22 protein-coding genes are annotated in these 20,802 nt (G+C 53.7%); 9 read left to right on the top strand and 13 right to left on the bottom strand.

Features of this window, described 5'->3' with window-relative positions; genetic code table 11:
* Window positions 1-40: 40 nt before the first annotated feature.
* The 4 genes from gloA to eptA all read right to left on the bottom strand — a co-directional run bounded on the left by gloA (window position 41) and on the right by eptA (window position 3,966).
* On the bottom strand, window positions 41-448 hold the full coding sequence (gloA, locus tag QE396_RS07190) for a lactoylglutathione lyase (RefSeq protein WP_020884340.1): 408 nt from the start codon (window positions 446-448) through the stop codon (window positions 41-43).
* 100 nt (window positions 449-548) lie between these two features.
* Entirely contained in the window at window positions 549-1,646 is a 1,098-nt protein-coding gene (locus QE396_RS07185; protein ID WP_020884339.1) for an alkene reductase, read from the bottom strand.
* A gap of 53 nt (window positions 1,647-1,699) precedes the next feature.
* Entirely contained in the window at window positions 1,700-2,299 is a 600-nt protein-coding gene (locus QE396_RS07180) for a TetR/AcrR family transcriptional regulator (protein ID WP_014169778.1), read from the bottom strand.
* 41 nt (window positions 2,300-2,340) lie between these two features.
* Window positions 2,341-3,966 carry a phosphoethanolamine transferase EptA gene (eptA, locus tag QE396_RS07175; RefSeq protein ID WP_020884338.1) on the bottom strand — a complete coding sequence of 542 codons (1,626 nt, stop codon included), beginning with the start codon at window positions 3,964-3,966 and terminating at the stop codon, window positions 2,341-2,343.
* Window positions 3,967-4,115: 149 nt separating this feature from the next.
* Here eptA and QE396_RS07170 point away from each other — a divergent pair, with 149 nt between their 5' ends.
* The 3 genes from QE396_RS07170 (at window position 4,116) to sodC (ending at window position 5,898) form a co-directional block, all read left to right on the top strand.
* Complete coding sequence (locus tag QE396_RS07170; protein ID WP_020884337.1) at window positions 4,116-4,355, top strand: DUF1289 domain-containing protein; 240 nt, start codon at window positions 4,116-4,118, stop codon at window positions 4,353-4,355.
* A 48-nt stretch (window positions 4,356-4,403) separates the two neighbouring features.
* Complete coding sequence (locus QE396_RS07165; RefSeq protein ID WP_014169781.1) at window positions 4,404-5,300, top strand: aldo/keto reductase family oxidoreductase; 897 nt, start codon at window positions 4,404-4,406, stop codon at window positions 5,298-5,300.
* 79 nt (window positions 5,301-5,379) lie between these two features.
* The gene (gene sodC / locus QE396_RS07160; protein ID WP_020884336.1) at window positions 5,380-5,898 is read left to right on the top strand and encodes a superoxide dismutase [Cu-Zn] SodC; all 519 of its coding nucleotides are present in this window, start codon (window positions 5,380-5,382) and stop codon (window positions 5,896-5,898) included.
* On the opposite strand, the gene QE396_RS07155 is transcribed toward sodC, so the two are convergent.
* From QE396_RS07155 to QE396_RS07145, 3 genes are read right to left on the bottom strand one after another with little or no spacing between them, the layout of a single operon-like run.
* Window positions 5,877-7,910, bottom strand: coding sequence for an FUSC family protein (locus tag QE396_RS07155; protein ID WP_020884335.1), 2,034 nt, complete (start codon window positions 7,908-7,910; stop codon window positions 5,877-5,879). The two genes, sodC and QE396_RS07155, sit on opposite strands and share 22 nt — an antisense overlap.
* Window positions 7,910-8,770, bottom strand: a complete 861-nt coding sequence (locus QE396_RS07150; protein ID WP_020884334.1) for an HlyD family secretion protein — start codon at window positions 8,768-8,770, stop codon at window positions 7,910-7,912. Before QE396_RS07150 ends, QE396_RS07155 begins: the two co-directional genes overlap by 1 nt.
* Before the next feature lie 2 nt (window positions 8,771-8,772).
* A complete protein-coding gene (locus tag QE396_RS07145) occupies window positions 8,773-9,009 on the bottom strand; it encodes a DUF1656 domain-containing protein (RefSeq protein WP_020884333.1) in 237 nt (78 codons plus the stop codon).
* 186 nt (window positions 9,010-9,195) lie between these two features.
* Between QE396_RS07145 and slyA the strand changes: the two genes are divergently transcribed.
* Window positions 9,196-9,636 carry a transcriptional regulator SlyA gene (gene slyA, locus QE396_RS07140; protein WP_014169785.1) on the top strand — a complete coding sequence of 147 codons (441 nt, stop codon included), beginning with the start codon at window positions 9,196-9,198 and terminating at the stop codon, window positions 9,634-9,636.
* 35 nt (window positions 9,637-9,671) lie between these two features.
* Here slyA and QE396_RS07135 read toward each other — a convergent pair whose 3' ends face one another.
* On the bottom strand, window positions 9,672-11,033 hold the full coding sequence (locus tag QE396_RS07135) for a GGDEF domain-containing protein (RefSeq protein ID WP_020884331.1): 1,362 nt from the start codon (window positions 11,031-11,033) through the stop codon (window positions 9,672-9,674).
* A 248-nt stretch (window positions 11,034-11,281) separates the two neighbouring features.
* Complete coding sequence (gene slyB / locus QE396_RS07130; protein WP_014169789.1) at window positions 11,282-11,749, bottom strand: outer membrane lipoprotein SlyB; 468 nt, start codon at window positions 11,747-11,749, stop codon at window positions 11,282-11,284.
* Window positions 11,750-12,004: 255 nt separating this feature from the next.
* On the opposite strand from slyB, the gene anmK reads away from it, so the two are divergent.
* The 5 genes from anmK to pdxY all read left to right on the top strand — a co-directional run bounded on the left by anmK (window position 12,005) and on the right by pdxY (window position 16,586).
* On the top strand, window positions 12,005-13,129 hold the full coding sequence (gene anmK / locus QE396_RS07125) for an anhydro-N-acetylmuramic acid kinase (RefSeq protein WP_020884330.1): 1,125 nt from the start codon (window positions 12,005-12,007) through the stop codon (window positions 13,127-13,129).
* Window positions 13,130-13,222: 93 nt separating this feature from the next.
* Window positions 13,223-13,546, top strand: coding sequence for a C-type lysozyme inhibitor (gene mliC / locus QE396_RS07120; RefSeq protein ID WP_020884329.1), 324 nt, complete (start codon window positions 13,223-13,225; stop codon window positions 13,544-13,546).
* 57 nt (window positions 13,547-13,603) lie between these two features.
* Window positions 13,604-14,260 (top strand): pyridoxamine 5'-phosphate oxidase, encoded by a 657-nt coding sequence (gene pdxH, locus QE396_RS07115; RefSeq protein WP_025204349.1) that lies wholly within the window; start codon window positions 13,604-13,606, stop codon window positions 14,258-14,260.
* A gap of 125 nt (window positions 14,261-14,385) precedes the next feature.
* The gene (gene tyrS, locus QE396_RS07110) at window positions 14,386-15,660 is read left to right on the top strand and encodes a tyrosine--tRNA ligase (RefSeq protein ID WP_020884327.1); all 1,275 of its coding nucleotides are present in this window, start codon (window positions 14,386-14,388) and stop codon (window positions 15,658-15,660) included.
* 65 nt (window positions 15,661-15,725) lie between these two features.
* Window positions 15,726-16,586 carry a pyridoxal kinase PdxY gene (gene pdxY / locus QE396_RS07105; protein ID WP_014169794.1) on the top strand — a complete coding sequence of 287 codons (861 nt, stop codon included), beginning with the start codon at window positions 15,726-15,728 and terminating at the stop codon, window positions 16,584-16,586.
* A 59-nt stretch (window positions 16,587-16,645) separates the two neighbouring features.
* On the opposite strand, the gene gstA is transcribed toward pdxY, so the two are convergent.
* The 4 genes from gstA to QE396_RS07085 form a co-directional block, all read right to left on the bottom strand.
* Window positions 16,646-17,251, bottom strand: a complete 606-nt coding sequence (gene gstA / locus QE396_RS07100) for a glutathione transferase GstA (RefSeq protein ID WP_014169795.1) — start codon at window positions 17,249-17,251, stop codon at window positions 16,646-16,648.
* Window positions 17,252-17,356: 105 nt separating this feature from the next.
* Window positions 17,357-18,865 carry a dipeptide/tripeptide permease DtpA gene (gene dtpA / locus QE396_RS07095; RefSeq protein WP_014169796.1) on the bottom strand — a complete coding sequence of 503 codons (1,509 nt, stop codon included), beginning with the start codon at window positions 18,863-18,865 and terminating at the stop codon, window positions 17,357-17,359.
* A gap of 617 nt (window positions 18,866-19,482) precedes the next feature.
* Entirely contained in the window at window positions 19,483-20,118 is a 636-nt protein-coding gene (gene nth, locus QE396_RS07090) for an endonuclease III (protein WP_014169797.1), read from the bottom strand.
* Window positions 20,115-20,801, bottom strand: a complete 687-nt coding sequence (locus tag QE396_RS07085) for an electron transport complex subunit E (RefSeq protein WP_020884326.1) — start codon at window positions 20,799-20,801, stop codon at window positions 20,115-20,117. Before QE396_RS07085 ends, nth begins: the two co-directional genes overlap by 4 nt.
* Between the last annotated feature and the right edge of the window lies 1 nt (window position 20,802).

The raw sequence follows: 20,802 nt of genomic DNA, 5'->3' as shown, positions 1-20,802 counted from the left end.
GATGCAGTAAAAGTACGGGCGCATGTTGCGCCCTGCGGGATCAGTTGCCCAGACCGCGACCAGCGTCTTTGGCTTCAATCAGTTCGATTTTGTAGCCGTCCGGATCTTCAACAAACGCGATCACGGTGGTGCCGCCTTTGACCGGGCCAGCTTCGCGCGTCACGTTACCGCCGTTGCTGCGAATACGTTCACAGGCTTCGGCTGCGTTGTCCACTTCCAGCGCGATATGACCATAAGCGGTGCCCAGCTCATAGCTGTCCACGCCCCAGTTGTAGGTCAATTCGATGACCGCTTCGTCCGTTTCCGGGCCGTAACCCACAAACGCCAGCGAGTATTTATATTCCGGGTTTTCGCTGGTGCGCAGCAGTTTCATACCCAGTACGTTAGTGTAGAAATCGACAGAACGTTGCAGATCGCCAACGCGCAGCATGGTGTGAAGTAGGCGCATAATTTCCTCATTAACCAATGGAATAGAATATCTATTTGAACAGAAACGATGTTTTAGTATAGCGGCGAAAGGTCGCCGCTATCAATGAGCAATGAAGAGATTACAGGGTAGGGTAGTCGGTATAACCTTCAGCGCCGCCGCCGTAGAAGCTTTCCGGACGCTGAGGGTTCAGCGCGGCTTTCTGCTGCAGACGGGCGACCAGATCAGGGTTAGCGATAAAATCGCGACCAAATGCAACGGCGTCGATCAAACCTTTGCTAATCAGATCTTCAGCTTTCTCAGGGGTATATGCACCTGCACCGATGATCACACCGTGGAAGCGTTCGCGTACTTTCTGACGGAAGGCTTCAGTGTAAGGCTGACCACCGGCCCAGTCTGGCTCAGACATATGCAGATACGCGATACCCCGTTTTGCCAGCTCTTCAATCAGGTAAAGGGCATCCGCTTCTTCGTCCGGGCCGTTATCAACGTTCTGGAAAGAACCAATCGGGGAAACGCGGATACCAATGCGGTCCGGGCTCCACTCCTGACATACGGCATCCACCACTTCCAGCACCAGGCGCGCACGGTTTTCAACGCTGCCGCCGTACTGGTCGGTACGATGGTTAGAGGACGGTGACAGGAACTGGTGCAGCAGATAGCCATGCGCGGAGTGCAGTTCAACCAGGTCGAAACCGGCTTCACGCGCATTCGCCACGGCCTGGCGGAAATCGTTAACAATCCCCGGGATCTCGTCCAGTTCAAGAGCGCGCGGCATAGACGTATCAACGCGGATCGCATTGCCGTTTTCATCACGCAGCGAGGTGCGGGTGTTCGCGCTCAGGGCAGAGGCGGAAACCGGTGCCTGACCGCCAGGCTGGATGCTGCTGTGAGAGATACGACCGGTATGCCACAGCTGGACCGCAATACGACCCTCTTCAGCGTGAACGCCAGCCGTGATTTTTTTCCACGCGGCAATCTGTTCCGGGCTGTGCAGACCTGGTGCGCCAGCGTAACCCTTAGCCTGAGCAGAAATCTGAGTGGCCTCGGTGATGATCAGGCCAGAGCTTGCGCGCTGACGGTAATATTCACCCATCAACGGGGTAGGGATATCACCCGGCTCAATGCTGCGCAGACGGGTAAGCGGGGCCATGAACACACGGTTTGGCGCGGTAACGGCACCCACTTTCAAGGGGGTAAATAATTTTTCAGCGGACATAAAGGCTCCTGAGTAGACCAGTCGTCTAGTAATTACGTAAATAAAAACGCCTGCTATACGCGAGGCGTAGTAATGCTGCTTTTTACATGTGCCAGTGCGCTTTCAAGCGGCACCGCACTGCGTGAAATCTTGGCCTGCAGGTTCGCGCCTAACCAGAGGGCGTATAAAACCTGCGCCTGGGTTAAAGGTTCACCGGGAAAAGTCAGCGTTTTTTCATCGCGGCCTTTCTCCAGCGCCTGTGCCATGAGGGCGATAACCCCGCGGGCCCCTTTATCCATTGCTGTGCGCATATCTTCTGAAAGATCGCACACTTCGGCAGAAAGTTTTACCGTCAGGCAACCGCTGATGATGCCCTGCTGACAGAACTGGTTCAGCGTTTCCTGATAGAAGTGCAGAACACGATCGCGATAATTACCTTCGCCCGTGGCAAAGTGAGCTGCCAGGCGCTGATGGTAGCTGGCATAGTGCCGCTCCAGCATTGCCACGCCAAACGCCTCTTTGGACCGGAAGTAGTGATAAAATGACCCCTTCGGTACCTCAGCGGTTTTTAATAACTCGCTCAACCCCATACCGGTGAACCCGCGATGCATGCAAAGTCGCTCGCCGGTCGCCAGTAAATGTTCTCGGGTATCGTGTTCTGTATTTCTGCTCATGGCCGCACTCTAATAGACCGTTCGGTCTATTGCAAGCGTGTTCAGTGGCGACATGCGTTCAGAATATCCAGCTGCTGTTGATAAACCTTTGATTTAATGTCCATCATACCCAATACAGTAGAGAACAAATTGTCCTGCGAAACCGCATTTTTTGCTGCATAGTCACGTAAACACTGCGCGTTGACGCCGAAATTTTTCGCATAGTCTGGTGATAACCAGAACATAAACGGAATGTGCGTTTGTTGCTCTGGTGCCAGCAGATACGGCGTGCCGTGCAGATAAATCCCGCTTTCGCCCAGCGACTCCCCGTGATCCGAAAGGTAAATCAGGGCTGTATTCATGCTCGCCTGACGCGCTTTCAGAGCATCGATGGTTTTGCTGACCATGCTGTCGGTATACAGGATGGTATTGTCATAGGTATTCATCAGCGCCTGGTGATCGCAATCCTGAATTTCATTGGTATCGCAGGTTGGCGTAAATTTGCGGAAATTATCCGGATAACGGCGATAGTATGCCGGGCCGTGGCTGCCCATCAGGTGGATGACCAGTACGGAGTCCTGCTTCAGGCCATCCAGGACATTATCCAGACGGGTGAAGTTCACATCGTCAATGCAGGAGTTGTCTTTGCAGAACTGATCGAGTTTCCACTGGGTCATGTCGGTATGGGGAACGCGATCGCAGGCGCCTTTACAACCGCCATCATTGTCACGCCACAGCATATTGATCCCCGCATGGGCGAGCACGTCCAGCAACCCTTCCTGGTGATGGGCCAGGTCGGCATCGTATTTACTGCGCGTCATACCGGAGAACATGCAGGGCACGGAGACGGCTGTTTCGGTGCCGCAGGAGGAGGCCTGCGGGAAGTTAATCACATCCTGCTTTTTCAGCTCGGGGTTTGTTTCACGCCCGTAGCCATTCAACGAGTAGTTCGCGGCGCGTGACGCTTCGCCGATGACTAGCACCAGAACGGTTTTCTTTTGTTGGCCTGCAATCAGCGGCCCTTTATGGGCATCTTCACCGATCCGGACCAGTGTTTGATCGCCTGCAAACCAGCGCATTTTGCTGTATTTGACCATCGCGCTGACATAGTTAGCGGGGGTCACCATTTTGACGATGCTTTTGTTATTGCGAAACAGCGATGCGTAATCTTTATAAAACAGGGCGGCGATGAGGATGATAACCAGCAGGGCGCCGAGCATGGCGGCAAAACGGGTCAGCAGGGCGTACCACCATTTCCCGGTGCGAATGCGGATCATGGCCAGCACCACGGACGGAACAAGACCGGCAACGACAATCCACAGGATCATCTGCGGCGTCACCAGGGCAGTGGCTTCCTGAGAGTTGGTTTCGAACACATTAACAATCATGTTCTGATCGATAACCGCGCCGTAGGTATACATAAAGTAAGTCGCGGCGGCGCATCCGACGGTCAAGACAATCAGCAGCGGCTTACGGATAAACGGGATATTAAGCAGACTAAAAACAATGACCCAGCCGCAAAACAGCACCAGTGGAACGGACGCGGCAAAGAGGACGTCATGGATATGCGCGGGCGCGATAATTGCCCAGCTACGCTGAATAAACAGCGCGTTTAATACGGTAAAGAAAAGTGCACAGCCCAGAGTAAATTTTATATCGTTACATTGTAACTTTTTGATTGGCCACATCGATCAGAAAACCTGCAATTTTAATGATGGGGCGAGTATAGAGAACGAAGATTAGTGAAACCTTAATGCCACAAAACTGTGGTAAAGCCCTTGCACGCGGGACGTTTAGCGTCTTCACTGTAGGTGATAGTCGTTATCGGGAGGTGAGTGTGGCAGAGCAACTGGAGTTTTTCCCCATCCAGAGCCCGTGCCGGGGTATTTGTCAGGTGGATGAACGCGGATATTGCCGTGGCTGCATGCGCACGCGCGATGAGCGTTTTAACTGGCAACACTTCAGCGACACGCAGAAACAGGAAGTGCTCCGTCTCTGTCGACAGCGACTTCTGCGCAAAATACGCGCAAACAAAGCCGGTGACACCGAAGAACCCCAGCAACCTTCACTGTTTTAACACGGTAATTGCGTATACTCATGACATCACGTCCTTGAGGAAAATGTTATGGTTCAGCGAATTACCCTTGCCCCCCAGGGGCCAGAATTCTCCCGCTTTGTGATGGGCTACTGGCGCCTGATGGACTGGAATATGTCCCCCCTCCAGCTGGCAAGCTTTATTGAAGAGCATCTCGACTTAGGGATCACCACGGTCGATCACGCTGATATTTACGGTGGCTATCAGTGTGAAGCCGCGTTCGGCGAGGCACTCAAGTTGGTTCCTGCGTTACGCGAACGCATGGAGATCGTCACCAAATGCGGGATTGCCACGACGGCAAAACCGGAACATGCTCTCGGCCATTACATTACCGACAGCGCGCACATCATTAAGAGCGCCGAACAGTCGCTGGTTAATCTGGCGACCGATCATATCGATCTGCTACTGATCCACCGCCCCGATCCGTTGATGGATGCCGATGAGGTGGCCGAAGCGTTTCTGAATCTGCATCAAAGCGGCAAAGTGCGTCATTTCGGCGTATCAAACTTTACCCCTGCACAGTTTGCGCTGCTGCAGTCTCGTCTGCCGTTTACCCTGGCCACCAACCAGGTTGAAATTTCTCCGGTTCATCAGCCGCTGCTGCTGGATGGCACGCTCGATCAGCTTCAGCAATTGCGTATCCGTCCGATGGCGTGGTCGTGCCTGGGCGGCGGACGCCTGTTTAATGATGATGAATTCCAGCCGCTGCGCACTGAGCTTGAGACCATTGCCCGCGAACTGAATGCCGGAAGCATCGAACAGGTGGTGTACGCGTGGATCCTGCGTCTGCCGTCAAAACCACTGCCAATCATTGGCTCGGGCAAAATTGAACGCGTACGCGCCGCCATTGCCGCGGAAGAGTTGCAGATGACCCGTCAGCAGTGGTTCCGCATCCGCAAAGCGGCGCTGGGTTACGACGTACCGTAACCGGTAAAACGTGACTTTCCGGTGAAATCTTTGCCCCTGGTATAAACTTAAGGGGCAAAAAACAACCCGTGGAGGTCATATGAAGCGTTTTACTCTGGCTCTCGTCACGCTGGTGGTCTGTGCAGGTGCGCAGGCGGCCAGTGATGAAGTGGAAATGAATCTCGTCACCTCTCAGGGTGTAGGTCAGTCCATCGGCACGGTGAAAATCACTGAAACCGACAAGGGACTGGAATTCGCGCCCAATCTCAAAGCCCTTCCTCCTGGCGAACATGGTTTCCATGTCCATGCCAACGGTAGCTGTCAGCCCGCATTAAAAGAGGGTAAAGCCTCGGCTGCGGAGGCGGCAGGCGGCCACCTCGACCCACAACATACCGGTAAGCATGAAGGTCCTGACGGCATGGGACATCTGGGCGATTTGCCGGTGCTGGTGGTGAATAACGACGGCAAAGCCACGGATCCCGTTGTCGCGCCGCGGCTGAAAAAGCTGGATGAAGTGAAAGGCAAGGCGCTGATGATCCACGTCGGCGGCGACAATATGTCCGATCAGCCAAAACCGCTTGGCGGTGGCGGGGCTCGCTATGCCTGCGGGGTGATGTGATCCCCAATTGTACCCGGAGCCGGTGCCTGTTCCAGCTGCGACAGCGAGCAGTGCAGGCGCCAGATTATCGAGGCTAAATCTCGTGCTGCAGGCGAGTGGTGGTGCGCAAGGGTATCGCAAATTCGCTGAAGTTCAGCAAGCGTGGTTTCCAGTGGACGCTGCTGGACACCGCGTTCGCTCATGACATCGCGTAGCAGGGTGATGCAGACATCACGAACCTGCGACAGCGGGTCGGAACGTGTTTCCCATGCCCTAAGTTGCCAGACCACGTGAGAGCAGTTCAACAGCACCACGCCCCAGCGCAACAGCCAGCGGCGCGAAAGGGAGTCCTGGCTGTTATTGAGCTGGCTGACATAGTGATAGACCAGCGATTCATACTCACTTTCACGTAAATGCGGTTTTCGACTCAACTGGTCGACAAAACCTCTGCGTAACTCGCGGATATGCCGGCGACTCTTGCGCGCATCTGAACCCGGACGTAACACCGCAAATGCCAGCCACGCCAGCCCAACGCCAAGGATCTTCGCCAGATTATCATTGAGAAAATCGGCGTAGTCATAAACCGGCGGGTTAGTGACGGAGATAAACGAGCCCATAAATACAATCAGCTGTCCCCACAGCCCCGCGAGTTTGGGCATTTGCAGCTTCAGCAACTGCATGGTGGTTAACAGCGGGAACAGGAACAGAAGGAACTGCCACAGGTCGCTTATCTGCACCATCAACCCAAACTTCACGGCAAAACTAAACAGCGAAAGCAGCACCAGGGTGCGTAGCAGCAGCGTGAGGGAGTTGAACGGTGACGCGGCGACGGAGTACAGCACGCAGCTGATAGCAGCAAGCGTCAGGGCCGCAGGGCCTGACTCCCACTGGGTGGTGATACTCCACGCGCCAACCAGCGTGAGCGCGCAAAAGGTACGAAAACCACTCCACAGTGCCTCCATCGAGTCTGTGTGTCGTGCCAGCGCCGGGCTACCGGGGACAGCGAACTCGGTGACCGGGGTGGCATTTTCCACGGCGTTAATCCAGCGGCTGCTGCGCAGATACAACCGGCAAAAATAGTTGAGACGCTGCCAGAAGGCGCGGTGACGGTAATCGTACTCATCTACTGGCGCGAGCGGGGCGATAATCTTCGCGACGGTGTAGATGTCGGCATCCGGGCGTGCAAGCGCCGCAAGCAGCGTTTCAATCACGGTGCGCGTATGCGCAGGGGGTGTAGGCCAGTTGAGCAGCATCCGGCGCAGGCTGGAGATTGAACTGGTCATACGCAACTGCTGATGCAACAGATAGTTCAGCAGGGTGTTCTGACGACGAAAGCGATAGTGGCTCCAGAAGGCCTGAATGCGTAACAGATTCATGGTCAGGATCTGGCCGATCACCTTTTCGTGCGCAAGACGGATGTCGTCGTTGGTATCCGGTTGCCAGAGCAGGCTTGCGTGCTCCAGTAAACGAGTATGCATGGTCTTCAGGGCGGTAATAAGCGCGGTGCCATCGGAAGTGCTCGGCAGGATCATCATCATGAAACCGCCGCTCAGAATACCGACAATTACTTCGCAGACGCGCGCCTGAGCGATGTCCCACAGCTCGGTGGTATCGAGCACATTCACCACCGGAAAGGCGATAATGGCGGCGGTATAGCCAGCCAGCTGGAAGGCATAGGCAACGTTATTCGTAAAGTGCGCGCAGGCCCAGGTACAAAAGCCCAGCCATATCGCCATGCTCAACAAAAAAAGCCACGGATCGTTCAGCGTATGACCTGCAATGATTAACGCTGCGGTGGCACCCAACAGGCTGCCAGCAATACGTCCAAGACTTTTGCTGATCACCCCGCCGACGGTGGGGAAACTCACCACCGCGGCAGAGGTCATTGCCCAGTAGGGCTGATCAAGGTTGAGGTAATAGGCGACAGTCAGCGCCAGACACATCGCAATGCCATTACGCAGCGCATAGCGCCACTGCGGACGTGTCGCTTTCATCCACGGCGTATTTCGCCAGGAGAAGGCCTGCAGGTTCATCAACGGGTCCCGATGGCGACGGTGCAGGTTGTGCCGGAGACCAGCGTCATGCCCTGCGGTAAATGGTCAAACTCCACACGAACCGGTACGCGCTGGGCCAGACGCACCCACGGCACGTTCGGTTTGATGTCCGGTACCAGGCCTGAATCCATTTCAACACTCTGATCGTAGATGGCGCGGCCAATGCTGGAGACGTGACCCTGTAACCTCTGCGAGCCGCTGTAAAGCGTAATGGTAGCGGCAGACCCTTCGCGAATATGGCGAAGCTTGGTCTCTTCAAAATAACCCACCACATAGAACGAGTGGCTGTCGACAAGGGCGAAAACGGGTTGCCCGGCGGTGGCATAATTCCCCACGCGGGCTGACAGGTTGGTGATCCATCCATCGACTGGCGCGGTAATAACGGTTTGTGTCAGCTCCCACTGCGCCTGTTTGAGCGTAGCCTCCGCGACGTTCACACTCGCCTGCATGGCCTTAACGTTGATATTGGCAGTATCTAAATCTTCTGCGGAAATATAGTTGCGCGACAAGTGCCGGCGGCGATTGGCTTCGTTATTGGCTTTTGCTAAATCAGACTGGGCCTTCGCCAGCTGTGCCTGGGCGTTAAGGATCGCAATATGATAGGGGGTGTCGTCGATACGGAATAACACGTCACCCTTTTTAACGTACTGGTTATCTTTCACGACAAGCGTCGTAATGCTGCCCGACACCTGTGGGGTAATGCTGACCTGCTCAGCCCGCACTTTGCCGTCACGTGTCCAGGGTGACTGCATATAAAAATTCCAGAGCCACCACCCGGCAACCAGGGCCAGGGCAAGAACAATCAGCGTGGAAAAGTACTTCAGCGTTTTCAGGGGCATATTCACCACACAATCAAGACAGCAAGGCCCAGGCATACGGAAAGGGCAAACAGGGAGAGGTCCATTAACATGGGGTGCCAAATCTCGCCGGAGTACATCCAGTCGCGAAGCAGGCGATGGGCTATGAGCCAAATCATAAAGCCGACCAGGACGGCCTTAAACAAGGGCGGAAAGTAGACTGACGCACCGAAAATCAGGTCCTGAAGGGGGAGTCCCACGGAGCTTTGAAAAAACGTCACGGGCAGAGATCCTTTGCAGTGAACAAAATGCCGCGAGGGCGAGTCTTAATCTGATGGAACATCACAATTCAGTGTAAGTCATCCTTTTAAGTTCGATGAATGCAGTATTGCATTTGTTTTGCCAATACAAATGCTGCACACTATTCTAAAATCAGTATAATAACTTAGCAAGCTAATTATAAGGAGATGAAATTGGAATCGCCATTAGGTTCTGATCTGGCAAGGTTGGTACGCGTCTGGCGTGCTCTGATTGACCATCGCCTGAAACCTCTGGAATTGACACAGACGCACTGGGTCACGCTGCATAACATTCATCAGCTGCCACCCGACCAGTCACAAATTCAACTGGCAAAAGCGATCGGCATTGAGCAACCATCACTGGTACGTACGCTTGACCAACTGGAAGAGAAAGGACTCATCTCCCGGCAAACCTGCGCCAGCGATCGTCGCGCTAAGCGGATTAAGCTCACTGAGAAAGCGGCCCCTATCATTACTGAAATGGAAGCCGTTATCACCAAAACGCGCGGCGAAATCCTTTCCGGGGTTTCACCCGCAGAGCTTGAACTGCTCATCAGCCTCATTGGACGCCTTGAGCAGAACATTCATGAGCTGCAGTCACGCGACTGACACCATCACAAGGCCTTGCAGCAGCAAGGCCTTTTTTACCTCGATACAACGACACGGTTACGCCCGGTCTCTTTCGCTTCATACATCGCCTTGTCAGCATTCTCCACGCACGCTTCAGCGGTCGTCGTCGGAGAGGTGGCGGTAAATACCCCCATGCTAATCGTGATGGATTCAGGTAACTGACCCCCGCTGCTGACCTTATCAAAACTGCTCAGCTTTAGCCGTATGCGTTCAGCCACCTGGTACGCTGCCTCCGACGAAGTATTGGTCAGCATCAGGACAAATTCTTCCCCACCAATACGTGCCGCAATGTCCTGCGGGCGGACGGAATCCATCAGCAGGTTGGCGACAAACTGCAATACTTTGTCTCCCTGCAGATGGCCGTAGCAGTCGTTGATGCGCTTAAAACGGTCGAGATCGCTGACGATAACCGACACAGGGTGATTGGCTTTGCTGATGCTGAGTGCCTGATTTAAGGCGTCGTAAAAATAACTGCGGTTGTAAAGGCGCGTCAGCGGGTCGCGGATCGAGTTCTGATAAGACTGCTGATACTTTATGTGCGAGTCGCGATACAGGTTAAAGACGTCGTACAGCAGGACAAAAATAATCATCAGCGTCGCCACGGTTTCGAATAAGCGAGCGTGATACCAGGACGTGTCCTCAGCATGCCCGCCGGCTAACAGTAATGAGAGCGTCAGGACATAACAAACACATAAGAAATTACCGCCAACCCAAAAAAGATTCCGCACCCGGGTAATCGTCATTAACGTTGCTAACGCCACAACCCAGAGAAGAATCAAAAAGATATTTATGACCTGGCTCCAGAGAACCATAAATTGCCGGGTTTCATTATCCACCAGATCCAGCGTTATCAGTGCCGAGTGGCTGGAGCAGAACCAGGCCAGGGCGACCATAGAAACCGTAAACAGCAGTGTACCGATAACCACGGCAATATGCGCGGGGCGTGAAAGGGGATAATCCCGAATAGAATAGAGCAAAGCTGAGACTATTATCAGCACCGCCATAAGAATATGACGGAACATAAAGAAGATCATGGCGTCGTTATAGTCGACAACATTGAACTGATAGAGATCCAGCCATGACGGGAAGCTGGACAGGGTGCCGGCCATCAGCATCGTCGACCCGGCAAAGGCCGAGGCGAGGGCGATAAGGTACAACCGCCGTCTGTCGCACCAGTATTTCATGACCATGAAGCAGGCAATAAACAGGTGGAATACCAGCAAAAATATGGTAAGTGTCGGGAATAGCAGCGGTGAGAATGAAGGGACTAATTCGACCAGTTTTACAAAGAGACCTTGTAATATTCCAACGACGACGATGCATCCAAAACAGAATGTAATATAAGGGTTCTTAAAATATCGTTGTAGTGCAAGCATAGGGATTTGACGGAATAATAAAATTAAATAATGTAAAGTAAGAAAGAGAGTAACAGGCGTGGAGAGTAAATACTTTGCGCAGGAACAAGATATACCGCGCTTAATGATTCATGGCGGGAATGTTTTTTGTAAATATATTGCTGATAATTATATTATATGTAAATAGATTTGTTTACGGGCTTCGCTAAACGGATTTGTTAAATGGATTTGTTAAATGGATGTGGTCTGATGACCACATCCAGTTTGAATTAGCGTGGAGAAACGGTGACCTGGCTTCCGTTGCTCGCCAGAACAACGCGCTGGCCGGCAGAGAAACGGGTATTACCCTGTTTCTGTACTACCATGATGGTGCTGCCGTCATCTTTACGGATTTCCAGTTCTACGCCCTGGCTTTTGTTCATTGCACCCTGAACGCCCTGGCCTGCAACACCACCCGCAACGGCACCTGCTGCCGTGGCCAGCGAACGGCCCGTGCCACCGCCTACGGTATTACCGAGGAAGCCACCCAGCACAGCACCGCCGATGGCACCCATCACGTTGCTGTCATCGCCACCCTGAATTTGTACAGGGCGTGCGTTAACAACGGTACCGTAAGTGACGCTCTGAACCTGTTTGGCTTCAGAAGCGCTGTACACGTCGCCAGAAAGTGAACTGTCATTCACACAGCCTGCAAGGGTTAAACCGATCAGCGAAACGCCCAGTACACGTAAAATCATTTGAATCTCCTGTTCACCAAAAACGCCCGATGGCGGGCATCCGTTATGGCTAAATTATATGGCATAAGGGGCCATAGTTCATATCTTTGCACTAACAATAAGAAAATTGTACTTGAATTTAACTTAACGAGACATAAACGGGCACCCGGCAGGTTACCTGTCTGAGATTGTTAAAAAATATTATCGCCGGATAGCAAAGCGGCGCTGTTTATGGTTGAGTGGAGAGCATTAGCCCACGCAACGTAAGGAAAGCGCATGAAATCGGGTCGCTACATTGGTGTGATGTCGGGTACCAGTCTGGATGGCGTAGACGTCGTTCTGGCCGCTATTGATGAAAACATGGTGGCACAGCAGGCGAGCCTGACCTGGCCTATCCCCCTGGCGCTGAAAGAGGACATTCTCAGTGTCTGTCAGGGGCAACAACTGACGCTTTCTCAGCTTGGTCAGCTTGATGTGCGGCTGGGGGCGCTGTTTGCCGATGCGGTACTGGCCCTGATGCATAAAGAAAAGCTTCGCCCGCAGGATGTCGTCGCTATCGGCTGTCACGGACAAACGGTCTGGCATGAGCCGGTCGGCGATGCACCGCATACCCTGCAAATCGGCGACAACAACCAGATTGTGGCGAAGACGGGCGTGACCGTAGTCGGTGATTTTCGGCGTCGCGATATTGCGCTTGGCGGGCAAGGCGCGCCGCTGGTGCCCGCTTTTCATCAGGCATTGTTGACCCATCCGACAGAGCGCCGAATGGTGCTGAACATTGGCGGTATCGCCAACCTGTCTCTGCTTATCCCGGATCAACCCGTACGCGGCTATGACACCGGCCCGGGTAACATGCTGATGGATGCCTGGATCTGGCGTCAGCGTGGTCAGGCTTATGATAAAGACGCGCAGTGGGCCAGCGAAGGCAAAGTGATCATCCCGCTGTTGCAGTCCATGCTAAGCGATCCGTACTTCGCTTTACCGGCGCCCAAAAGCACGGGGCGCGAATATTTCAACTATGGCTGGCTCGAACGTCAGCTGGCGCAGTTCCCGGCGCTTGCACCGCAGGATGTCCAGGCGACGCTCGCCGAGTTAACGGCGGTTTCGATATCGGAACAGGTTCTTCTCAGCGGTGGATGCGAACGCCTGCTGGTGTGCGGCGGTGGCAGCCGTAACCCGTTGGTGATGGCACGTCTTGCCGGGTTATTGCCGGGTACCGAGGTGACGACCACCGATGAAGCCGGCATCAGCGGCGATGATATGGAAGCGCTGGCCTTTGCCTGGCTTGCCTGGCGCACCATTGCCGGGCTTCCGGGCAATTTGCCGTCGGTGACTGGCGCACGTGAGGCCAGCGTCCTCGGGGCCATTTTCCCGGCGAATCCACGTCATAATCAGAGTTAACTGAAATTCAGCGCTGCGTGTGGTCGTTAGAATGGAATGAAACAGGAGGGCAGCCATGCCCTCCAGGACCAGGAAAGTCTTCGGAATACGCCCATGAAAAAACTTCTTCTTATTGCCGCGCCTTTATTGCTGTCAGGATGCAGCGTCTACAACCAGTTCCTTGATCGCATGCAGACCGATACCCTGGAGTATCGCTGTGATGAAAAACCGCTGACCGTTAAGCTGAACAATCCGCGTCAGGAAGCCAGTTTTGTCTACGACAACAAATTGCTCACCCTCAAGCAGGGCATTTCTGCCTCCGGCGCACGCTACACGGACGGAATTTATGTCTTCTGGTCGAAAGGCGACAGCGCCACCGTCTACAAACGCGACCGTATTGTGCTGAACAATTGCCAGCTCGAAAATCCGAAGCGTTGAGATTTTTACAGGGGCGGCGCACAATAGCGCCACCCAATGTCAATGTCAGCTAACGCCATGTCAGATAACGACGAACTGCAGCAAATTGCGCATCTGCGCCGTGAATACACCAAAGGCGGCCTGCGTCGCCAGGATCTTCCCGCCGAACCCCTCGTGCTTTTTGAACGCTGGCTGAAACAGGCCTGTGAAGCGAAACTTGCCGACCCAACGGCAATGGTTGTCGCAACGGTAGATGAAAACGGTCAACCGTATCAGCGTATCGTCCTGCTCAAACATTATGACGAGAAAGGCCTGGTGTTTTACACCAACCTGGGCAGTCGTAAGGCACACCACCTGGAAAACAATCCTCGTATCAGCCTGCTGTTCCCGTGGCATATGCTGGAGCGTCAGGTGATGGTCACCGGCAAAGCAGAGCGTCTCTCCACGCTGGAAGTGGTGAAGTATTTCCACAGCCGTCCGCGTGACAGCCAGATTGGCGCCTGGGTCTCAAAACAGTCCAGCCGTATTTCGGCGCGTGGCGTGCTTGAAAGCAAATTTCTCGAACTGAAGCAGAAATTCCAGCAGGGCGAAGTTCCGTTGCCCAGTTTCTGGGGGGGCTTCCGCATTCCGATCGAGCAGATGGAATTCTGGCAGGGCGGCGAACACCGTCTGCATGACCGCTTTTTATACCAGCGTGAAAATGGCGGCTGGAAAATCGACAGGCTGGCACCGTAATCGCCGAAATTTGTTGATTTAAGCGCTAGCGCAGGCCGCGCTTGCGCTTTATTCTATGTACCTTTCGCATCAGGCGAAAAGTCGTGTACCGGCAAAGGTGCAGTCGTTTATACATGGAGAATTTGATGGCAAGCAGTAACTTGATTAAACAATTGCAAGAGCGGGGCCTTGTGGCTCAGGTGACGGACGAGGAAGCGTTAGCAGAGCGACTGGCGCAAGGCCCGATCGCGCTCTATTGCGGCTTCGATCCTACCGCTGACAGCTTGCATTTGGGGCATCTTGTTCCATTGTTATGCCTGAAACGCTTCCAGATGGCGGGCCACAAGCCTGTCGCACTGGTAGGCGGCGCGACCGGTCTGATTGGTGACCCAAGCTTTAAAGCTGCTGAGCGTAAACTGAACACCGAAGACACCGTGCAGGAGTGGGTGGATAAGATCCGCAAACAGGTTGCGCCTTTCCTCGACTTTAACTGCGGTGACAACTCTGCGATTGCGGCCAACAACTATGACTGGTTTGGCGGCATGAACGTGCTGACCTTCCTGCGCGACATTGGCAAACACTTCTCTGTTAACCAGATGATTAACAAAGAAGCGGTGAAGCAGCGTCTGAACCGTGACGACCAGGGCATCTCCTTTACCGAGTTCTCCTACAACCTGCTGCAGGGTTATGACTTCGCCTGCCTGAATAAACTGCACGGCGTCTGCCTGCAGATTGGCGGCTCTGACCAGTGGGGCAACATCACGTCGGGTATCGATCTGACGCGTCGTCTGCACCAGAACCAGGTCTTCGGTCTGACCGTTCCACTGATCACCAAAGCCGACGGCACCAAATTTGGTAAAACCGAAGGCGGCGCGGTATGGCTTGATCCGAAGAAAACCAGCCCGTACAAATTCTACCAGTTCTGGATTAACACGGCGGATGCCGATGTTTATCGCTTCCTGAAGTTTTTCACCTTTATGGACATTGAGACGATCAATGCTCTGGAAGAAGAAGACAAAAACAGCGGTAAAGCGCCACGTGCTCAGTACGTACTGGCTGATGAAGTGACCAAACTGGTTCACGGTGAAGAAGGTCTGGCCGCGGCAAAACGCATTACTGCAAGCCTGTTCAACGGGACGCTGAGCGATCTGAGCGAAGCGGACTTCGAACAGCTGGCGCAGGATGGCGTGCCGATGGTTGAGATGGAAAAAGGTGCCGACCTGATGCAGGCGCTGGTGGACTCCGAGCTGCAGCCATCCCGAGGTCAGGCGCGTAAAACCATCGCCTCGAACGCTATCACCATTAACGGTGAAAAACAGGCCGACCCGGAATACACCTTCGCTGACAGCGATCGTCTGTATGGCCGCTACACGCTTCTGCGTCGCGGTAAGAAAAACTACTGTCTGGTCTGCTGGAAATAATTAAAAGTATCCAGGGGCGTGGGAAACCACGCCCCTTTTGTTTTTTCAGGGTTTGGTAAGTAAAAATGAAGAACATCCTCGCCATTCAGTCCCACGTGGTCTTTGGGCATGCTGGCAACAGCGCCGCGGAATTTCCGATGCGCCGCCTCGGTGCCAACGTCTGGCCCCTCAATACCGTGCAGTTCTCAAACCATACACAATACGGTCAATGGACCGGCTGCGTGATGCCGCCTTCGCACCTCACCGACATTGTGCAGGGCATTGCCAATATCGATCAGCTAAAACGCTGTGATGCGATACTGAGCGGATATCTCGGTTCGGCAGAGCAGGGAGAGCATATCCTGGGCATTGTCCGCCAGGTGAAAGCGGCAAACCCGGCGGCGAAATACTTTTGTGATCCTGTTATGGGGCATCCGGAGAAAGGCTGTATCGTGGCCCCCGGCGTGGCTGAATTCCATGTGCGTCACGCGCTGCCGGCCAGCGATATTATTGCGCCGAACCTGATTGAGCTGGAAATTCTCTGCGAGCATCCGGTGAATAGCGTAGAAGAGGCGGTAAGCGCTTCTCGCGAGCTAATAGCCCAGGGGCCGGAGATTGTCCTGGTGAAACATCTCGCGCGCGCAGGGCTGAGCAGGGACCGTTTTGAGATGCTGCTGGTGACGAAAGACGAAGCCTGGCATATCAGCCGTCCGCTGGTGGACTTCGGCATGCGTCAGCCGGTGGGTGTCGGTGATGTGACAAGCGGTTTGCTGCTGGTGAAATTACTTCAGGGGGCCACGCTGCGGGATGCGCTTGAGCATGTGACTGCTGCGGTGTACGAAATCATGAAGGCGACGAAAGAGATGCAGGAGTATGAACTGCAGGTGGTCGCGGCACAGGATCGTATCGCGAAACCGGAGCATTACTTCAGCGCGACCCGGTTATAACGGTTCACATTCCTGTCAGCCGGGTAGCGACAGCGCCACCCGGCAATACAGTGCGCCGGTCAGTTCAACCCTTCTGCTTTAAGCGCTGCAGCCACCGCAGGACGCGCGGCTACGCGATCCATGTACGATGCAATGTGGTCCAGCCCGTCCATGTTGAGCTTAATGGCCCGCGCCCAGCGCAGCACGGTGAACAGATAGGCATCAGCAATTGTAAAACGCGCGCCTCCAATCCACTGATCGTCTTTCAGCGATGCGTTAACGTACTGCAGTTTTTTCTCCAGCTGAGCACGTACGGTCGGTTTGTACTCTTCCGGCGTCTCCGGACGGAACAGCGGGGTAAAGCCTTTGTGCAGCTCGGTCGCAATGTAGTTCATCCACTCCAGCGTTTTGTAGCGAGAAACCGTGCTTACCGGTGCCAGCAATTGCCTGTCGGGCACGCTATCGGCGAGGAATTGCATAATCGCCACGCCTTCGGTCAGTAGGGTACCGTCATCCAGCAGCAGAGCCGGAACTTGTCCCTTCGGGTTAATAGCAAAAAAATCATCGCCGTTTTCCAGGCGTTTTTTCATGAGGTCAACGCCATCCAGCGTGAAATCTTTGCCGCTCTCGCGCAGGGTAATGTGGGAAGCAAGAGAGCACGCGCCCGGTTTGTAGAACAGTTTCATCGGTAACTCCTTTTTGCTGAGGTTTCAGCTATGTTAGTGCGCGAACGGGTAAAAAAAAAGCCGCTAATACATTAGCGGCTTCTGTTCAGTCGTTTCTCAGTGACATTATGCGGTAGCGGTTTCGGTCGCTTTCGCCGTCTTGTCGTCGTCCTGAGTCATGCGATTCAGCTTCGGCGCAGTCAGCATCATCAGAACCGCGATAACCGCAGTAGCAATACCAATCTGCATGAACACGGTACCGTAGACGTTCAGAGAGACCAGTGGGTCAGTCACGTTATCCGGCACGGCCATCAGGTTTGCAATTTTACCTGCGATGATAGCGGCACCCGCAGTGGTCAGGAACCAGCTACCCATGATGAAGCCCATCAGACGCTGAGGAACCAGTTGTGCAACCATCGCCAGGCCCAGACCGGAGATCATCAGTTCACCGATAGACTGCAGCGCGTAGCTCAGGATCAGCCAGTTAACGGAGACGATACCGGCGTCAGTCGCAAATTTCGTACCCAGCGGCAGTACCAGGAATGCGCCAGAACACAGCAGCATACCGATAGCAAATTTGTGCGGCATCGGCAGACGGTCGCCCATCTTGTTATAGATAGCAGCCAGAATCGGGCTACCAATCATGATCCAGAACGGGTTCAGGGCCTGATACTGTTCCGGCTCGAACGCGATACCCAGGATTGAGTGCTCAACGTTACGGATAGCGAAGAAGTTCAGAGACGTTGGCATCTGGCTGTACAGAACGAAGAAGATAATCGCTTCCAGCATCAGGATGAAGGCCACAATCATCTTACGACGAGCGGCACCCTGCATGGCGAAGGCTTCTTTCGCGAAGATGATCACGATACCCAGCGCAACCACACCCAGAACCGCACGCGCGATGCCCTGGTTATGCAGCAGCCAGGTTGCGATTGCCGCGAGGATCACCACGCCGACAATGGTCGCCAGCAGTTTGCCAATGTGAACCGGTTCGAAGTCTGGTTTGGAGCCGTAGTCTTTAACCCAGCGTTTGCAGAAGGCAAAGTTAACCACGGTGATCAGCATACCGACAACGGACAGGGAGAACGCAACGCTCCAGCCGAATTTAGCGGCCAGCCACGGGGTTGCCAGCATGGAGAAGAAGGAACCGATGTTCACGGACATGTAGTACATGGTGAATGCACCGTCCAGACGCGGGTCATCTTTGTTGTAACAGGTAGAGAGCAGGGAAGACGGGTTCGCTTTGAACAGACCGTTACCGACGGCGATAGTCGCCATACCCATATACACCACAGCGGCATCGTGACCAGACCATGCAACCAGCGCATAGCCAACGGCCAGGACAATCGCACCCAGCATAATGACACGTTTAGTCCCGAGGACTTTATCGCCCAGCCAGCCGCCGATAGCGACCAGACCGTACACCAGGGCACTGAAAGAGGAGAACAGCGTAATGGAATCTGCTTCGGACATACCCAGCTGTTTTACCAGGTAAACCGCCATGATCCCTTGCAGGCCGTAATAACCAAAACGCTCCCATAACTCGATAGAGAAGATGAGATAGAACGCTTTAGGTTGTTTAAAAGCGTTAAGACTTACGCTTTCATCTGTTGGTTTATTGTTTGCAGTCGACACATATACCTCTTTTTTTACATCCCATATTAACGGGGGTGTTCATCGCGTGATGGCCGTAGTCCATCCGCCTTATAGTTATATTGGGAGGAGAAACGGCGGGTAATGTTCACTATCCTGCACCGTCTGGCAATACGTTTGTAATAATCTGTTACATATAACTGGGCCGCTATAATCGGCGGTTCATACAAATGTTATTCAGCGTTAAATTTCATACGATCTGTAAAGGGAGTTTTTTTGACTGGCATTCACCCATAATTTGCCCTCAATGGCGATATGTTCTGCTATTTGAGGTTTATTGCAGTGATATAGCCCATATTCTGAAAAATAGCTGGTCTTATGTGTTGCTCGTGATGAGTTTGATCTTGTCTGGCAAAGGGTTTACGCCGCTTTTAACAACAAAAATTCAACACGAAGTTATCAGGGTGATCTTGATCACATATGTATAGAAATTTTCGGCTATGAAAAAAGTATTAACCTGTTTGAGCGTTAAAGGCTCGAACAAGTGATAAGGGAAGTGGTAAGGAAGGCGGATAAATTATGGTCAAAAGAAGGTCTTCTGGTAGACCCTCTTTTGGTAAGGAATTGCCGTTGCGTCAGAAAACGAAAAGCGGAAGATATCAGGGATACACTTTCTCTTTGTACTCGCAGAGATCTTCGATAATACAGGAGCCACAGCGAGGCTTACGGGCAATACAGGTATAACGGCCATGGAGAATGAGCCAGTGATGGCAATCCACCTTAAATTCGGCGGGAACCACTTTTAGCAGTTTCTCTTCAACCTGCTCGACATTCTTGCCCGGTGCGAAGTTCGTGCGGTTAGAGACGCGGAAAATATGGGTATCAACGGCGATAGTCGGCCAGCCAAACGCGGTGTTAAGTACCACATTCGCAGTCTTACGTCCCACGCCGGGTAATGCTTCCAGCGCGGCGCGATCTTCCGGTACTTCACCCCCGTGCTGTTCCAGCAGGATCCGGCAGGTTTTGATCACGTTCTCAGCCTTGCTGTTAAACAGACCGATAGTTTTGATATAGGACTTCACCCCGTCCACGCCCAGTTCCAGCATCGCCTTTGGCGTGTTGGCGACCGGATAAAGCAGGGCGGTCGCCTTATTAACGCTCACGTCGGTAGCCTGCGCAGAGAGCAGCACGGCGATCAACAGCTCGAACGGGGAGTTAAAATTCAGCTCCGTCGTCGGATGTGGGTTCTCATCCCGCAGACGGGTCAGGATCGCAATGCGCTTTTCTTTATTCATGAGGCCTTCTCGGGTATCCCTTCCTGTACGCTGCGCTCAGCCGCGCGACGCTTACGTTTTTCATCAATCAGGTATTTTATCGCCAGCATCATGCCGAGGCCAATAAACGCGCCTGGCGGCAGCATGGCCAGCAGGAACGGCGTATCGGTGTGGAAGACTTCGATGCGCAGCGCTTTAGCCCAGCCGCCGAGCAGCGCATCTGCGCCATCAAACAGCGTTCCGTTACCCAGGATCTCACGCATTGAGCCGAGCACGAACATGGCACCGGTTGCCCCCATACCAATAGAGAAACCATCCAGAGCCGACATCGCCGGGCTGTTTTTTACGGCAAAAGCTTCCGCGCGCCCGACCACAATACAGTTGGTTACGATGAGGGGAATAAAGATCCCGAGCGACTGATACAGACCGAACGCATAAGCGTTAATCAGCATCTGGACGATACTCACCACCGACGCGATGATCATGACGTAAATCGGAATACGGATTTCCGATGGCGTCCAGCGGCGCAGGGCAGAGATGGACAGATTGGTCAGGGTGAGAACCAGCGTGGTTGCCAGCCCCAGACCCAGCGCGTTGGTGGCGGTGGATGTCACTGCCAGCAGCGGACACATCCCCAGCAGCTGTACCAGCGCGGAGTTGTTCTTCCACAATCCCTGGACGATAACCTCTTTAACCTGGCTCATG

Source organism: Enterobacter sp. SORGH_AS_0287, from assembly GCF_031453695.1.
In the GTDB taxonomy this organism is placed as follows: Bacteria; Pseudomonadota; Gammaproteobacteria; order Enterobacterales; family Enterobacteriaceae; genus Enterobacter; species Enterobacter ludwigii.
Note: the sequence above shows the minus strand (reverse complement) of the source record. Positions and strands in the feature narration are given on the sequence as shown.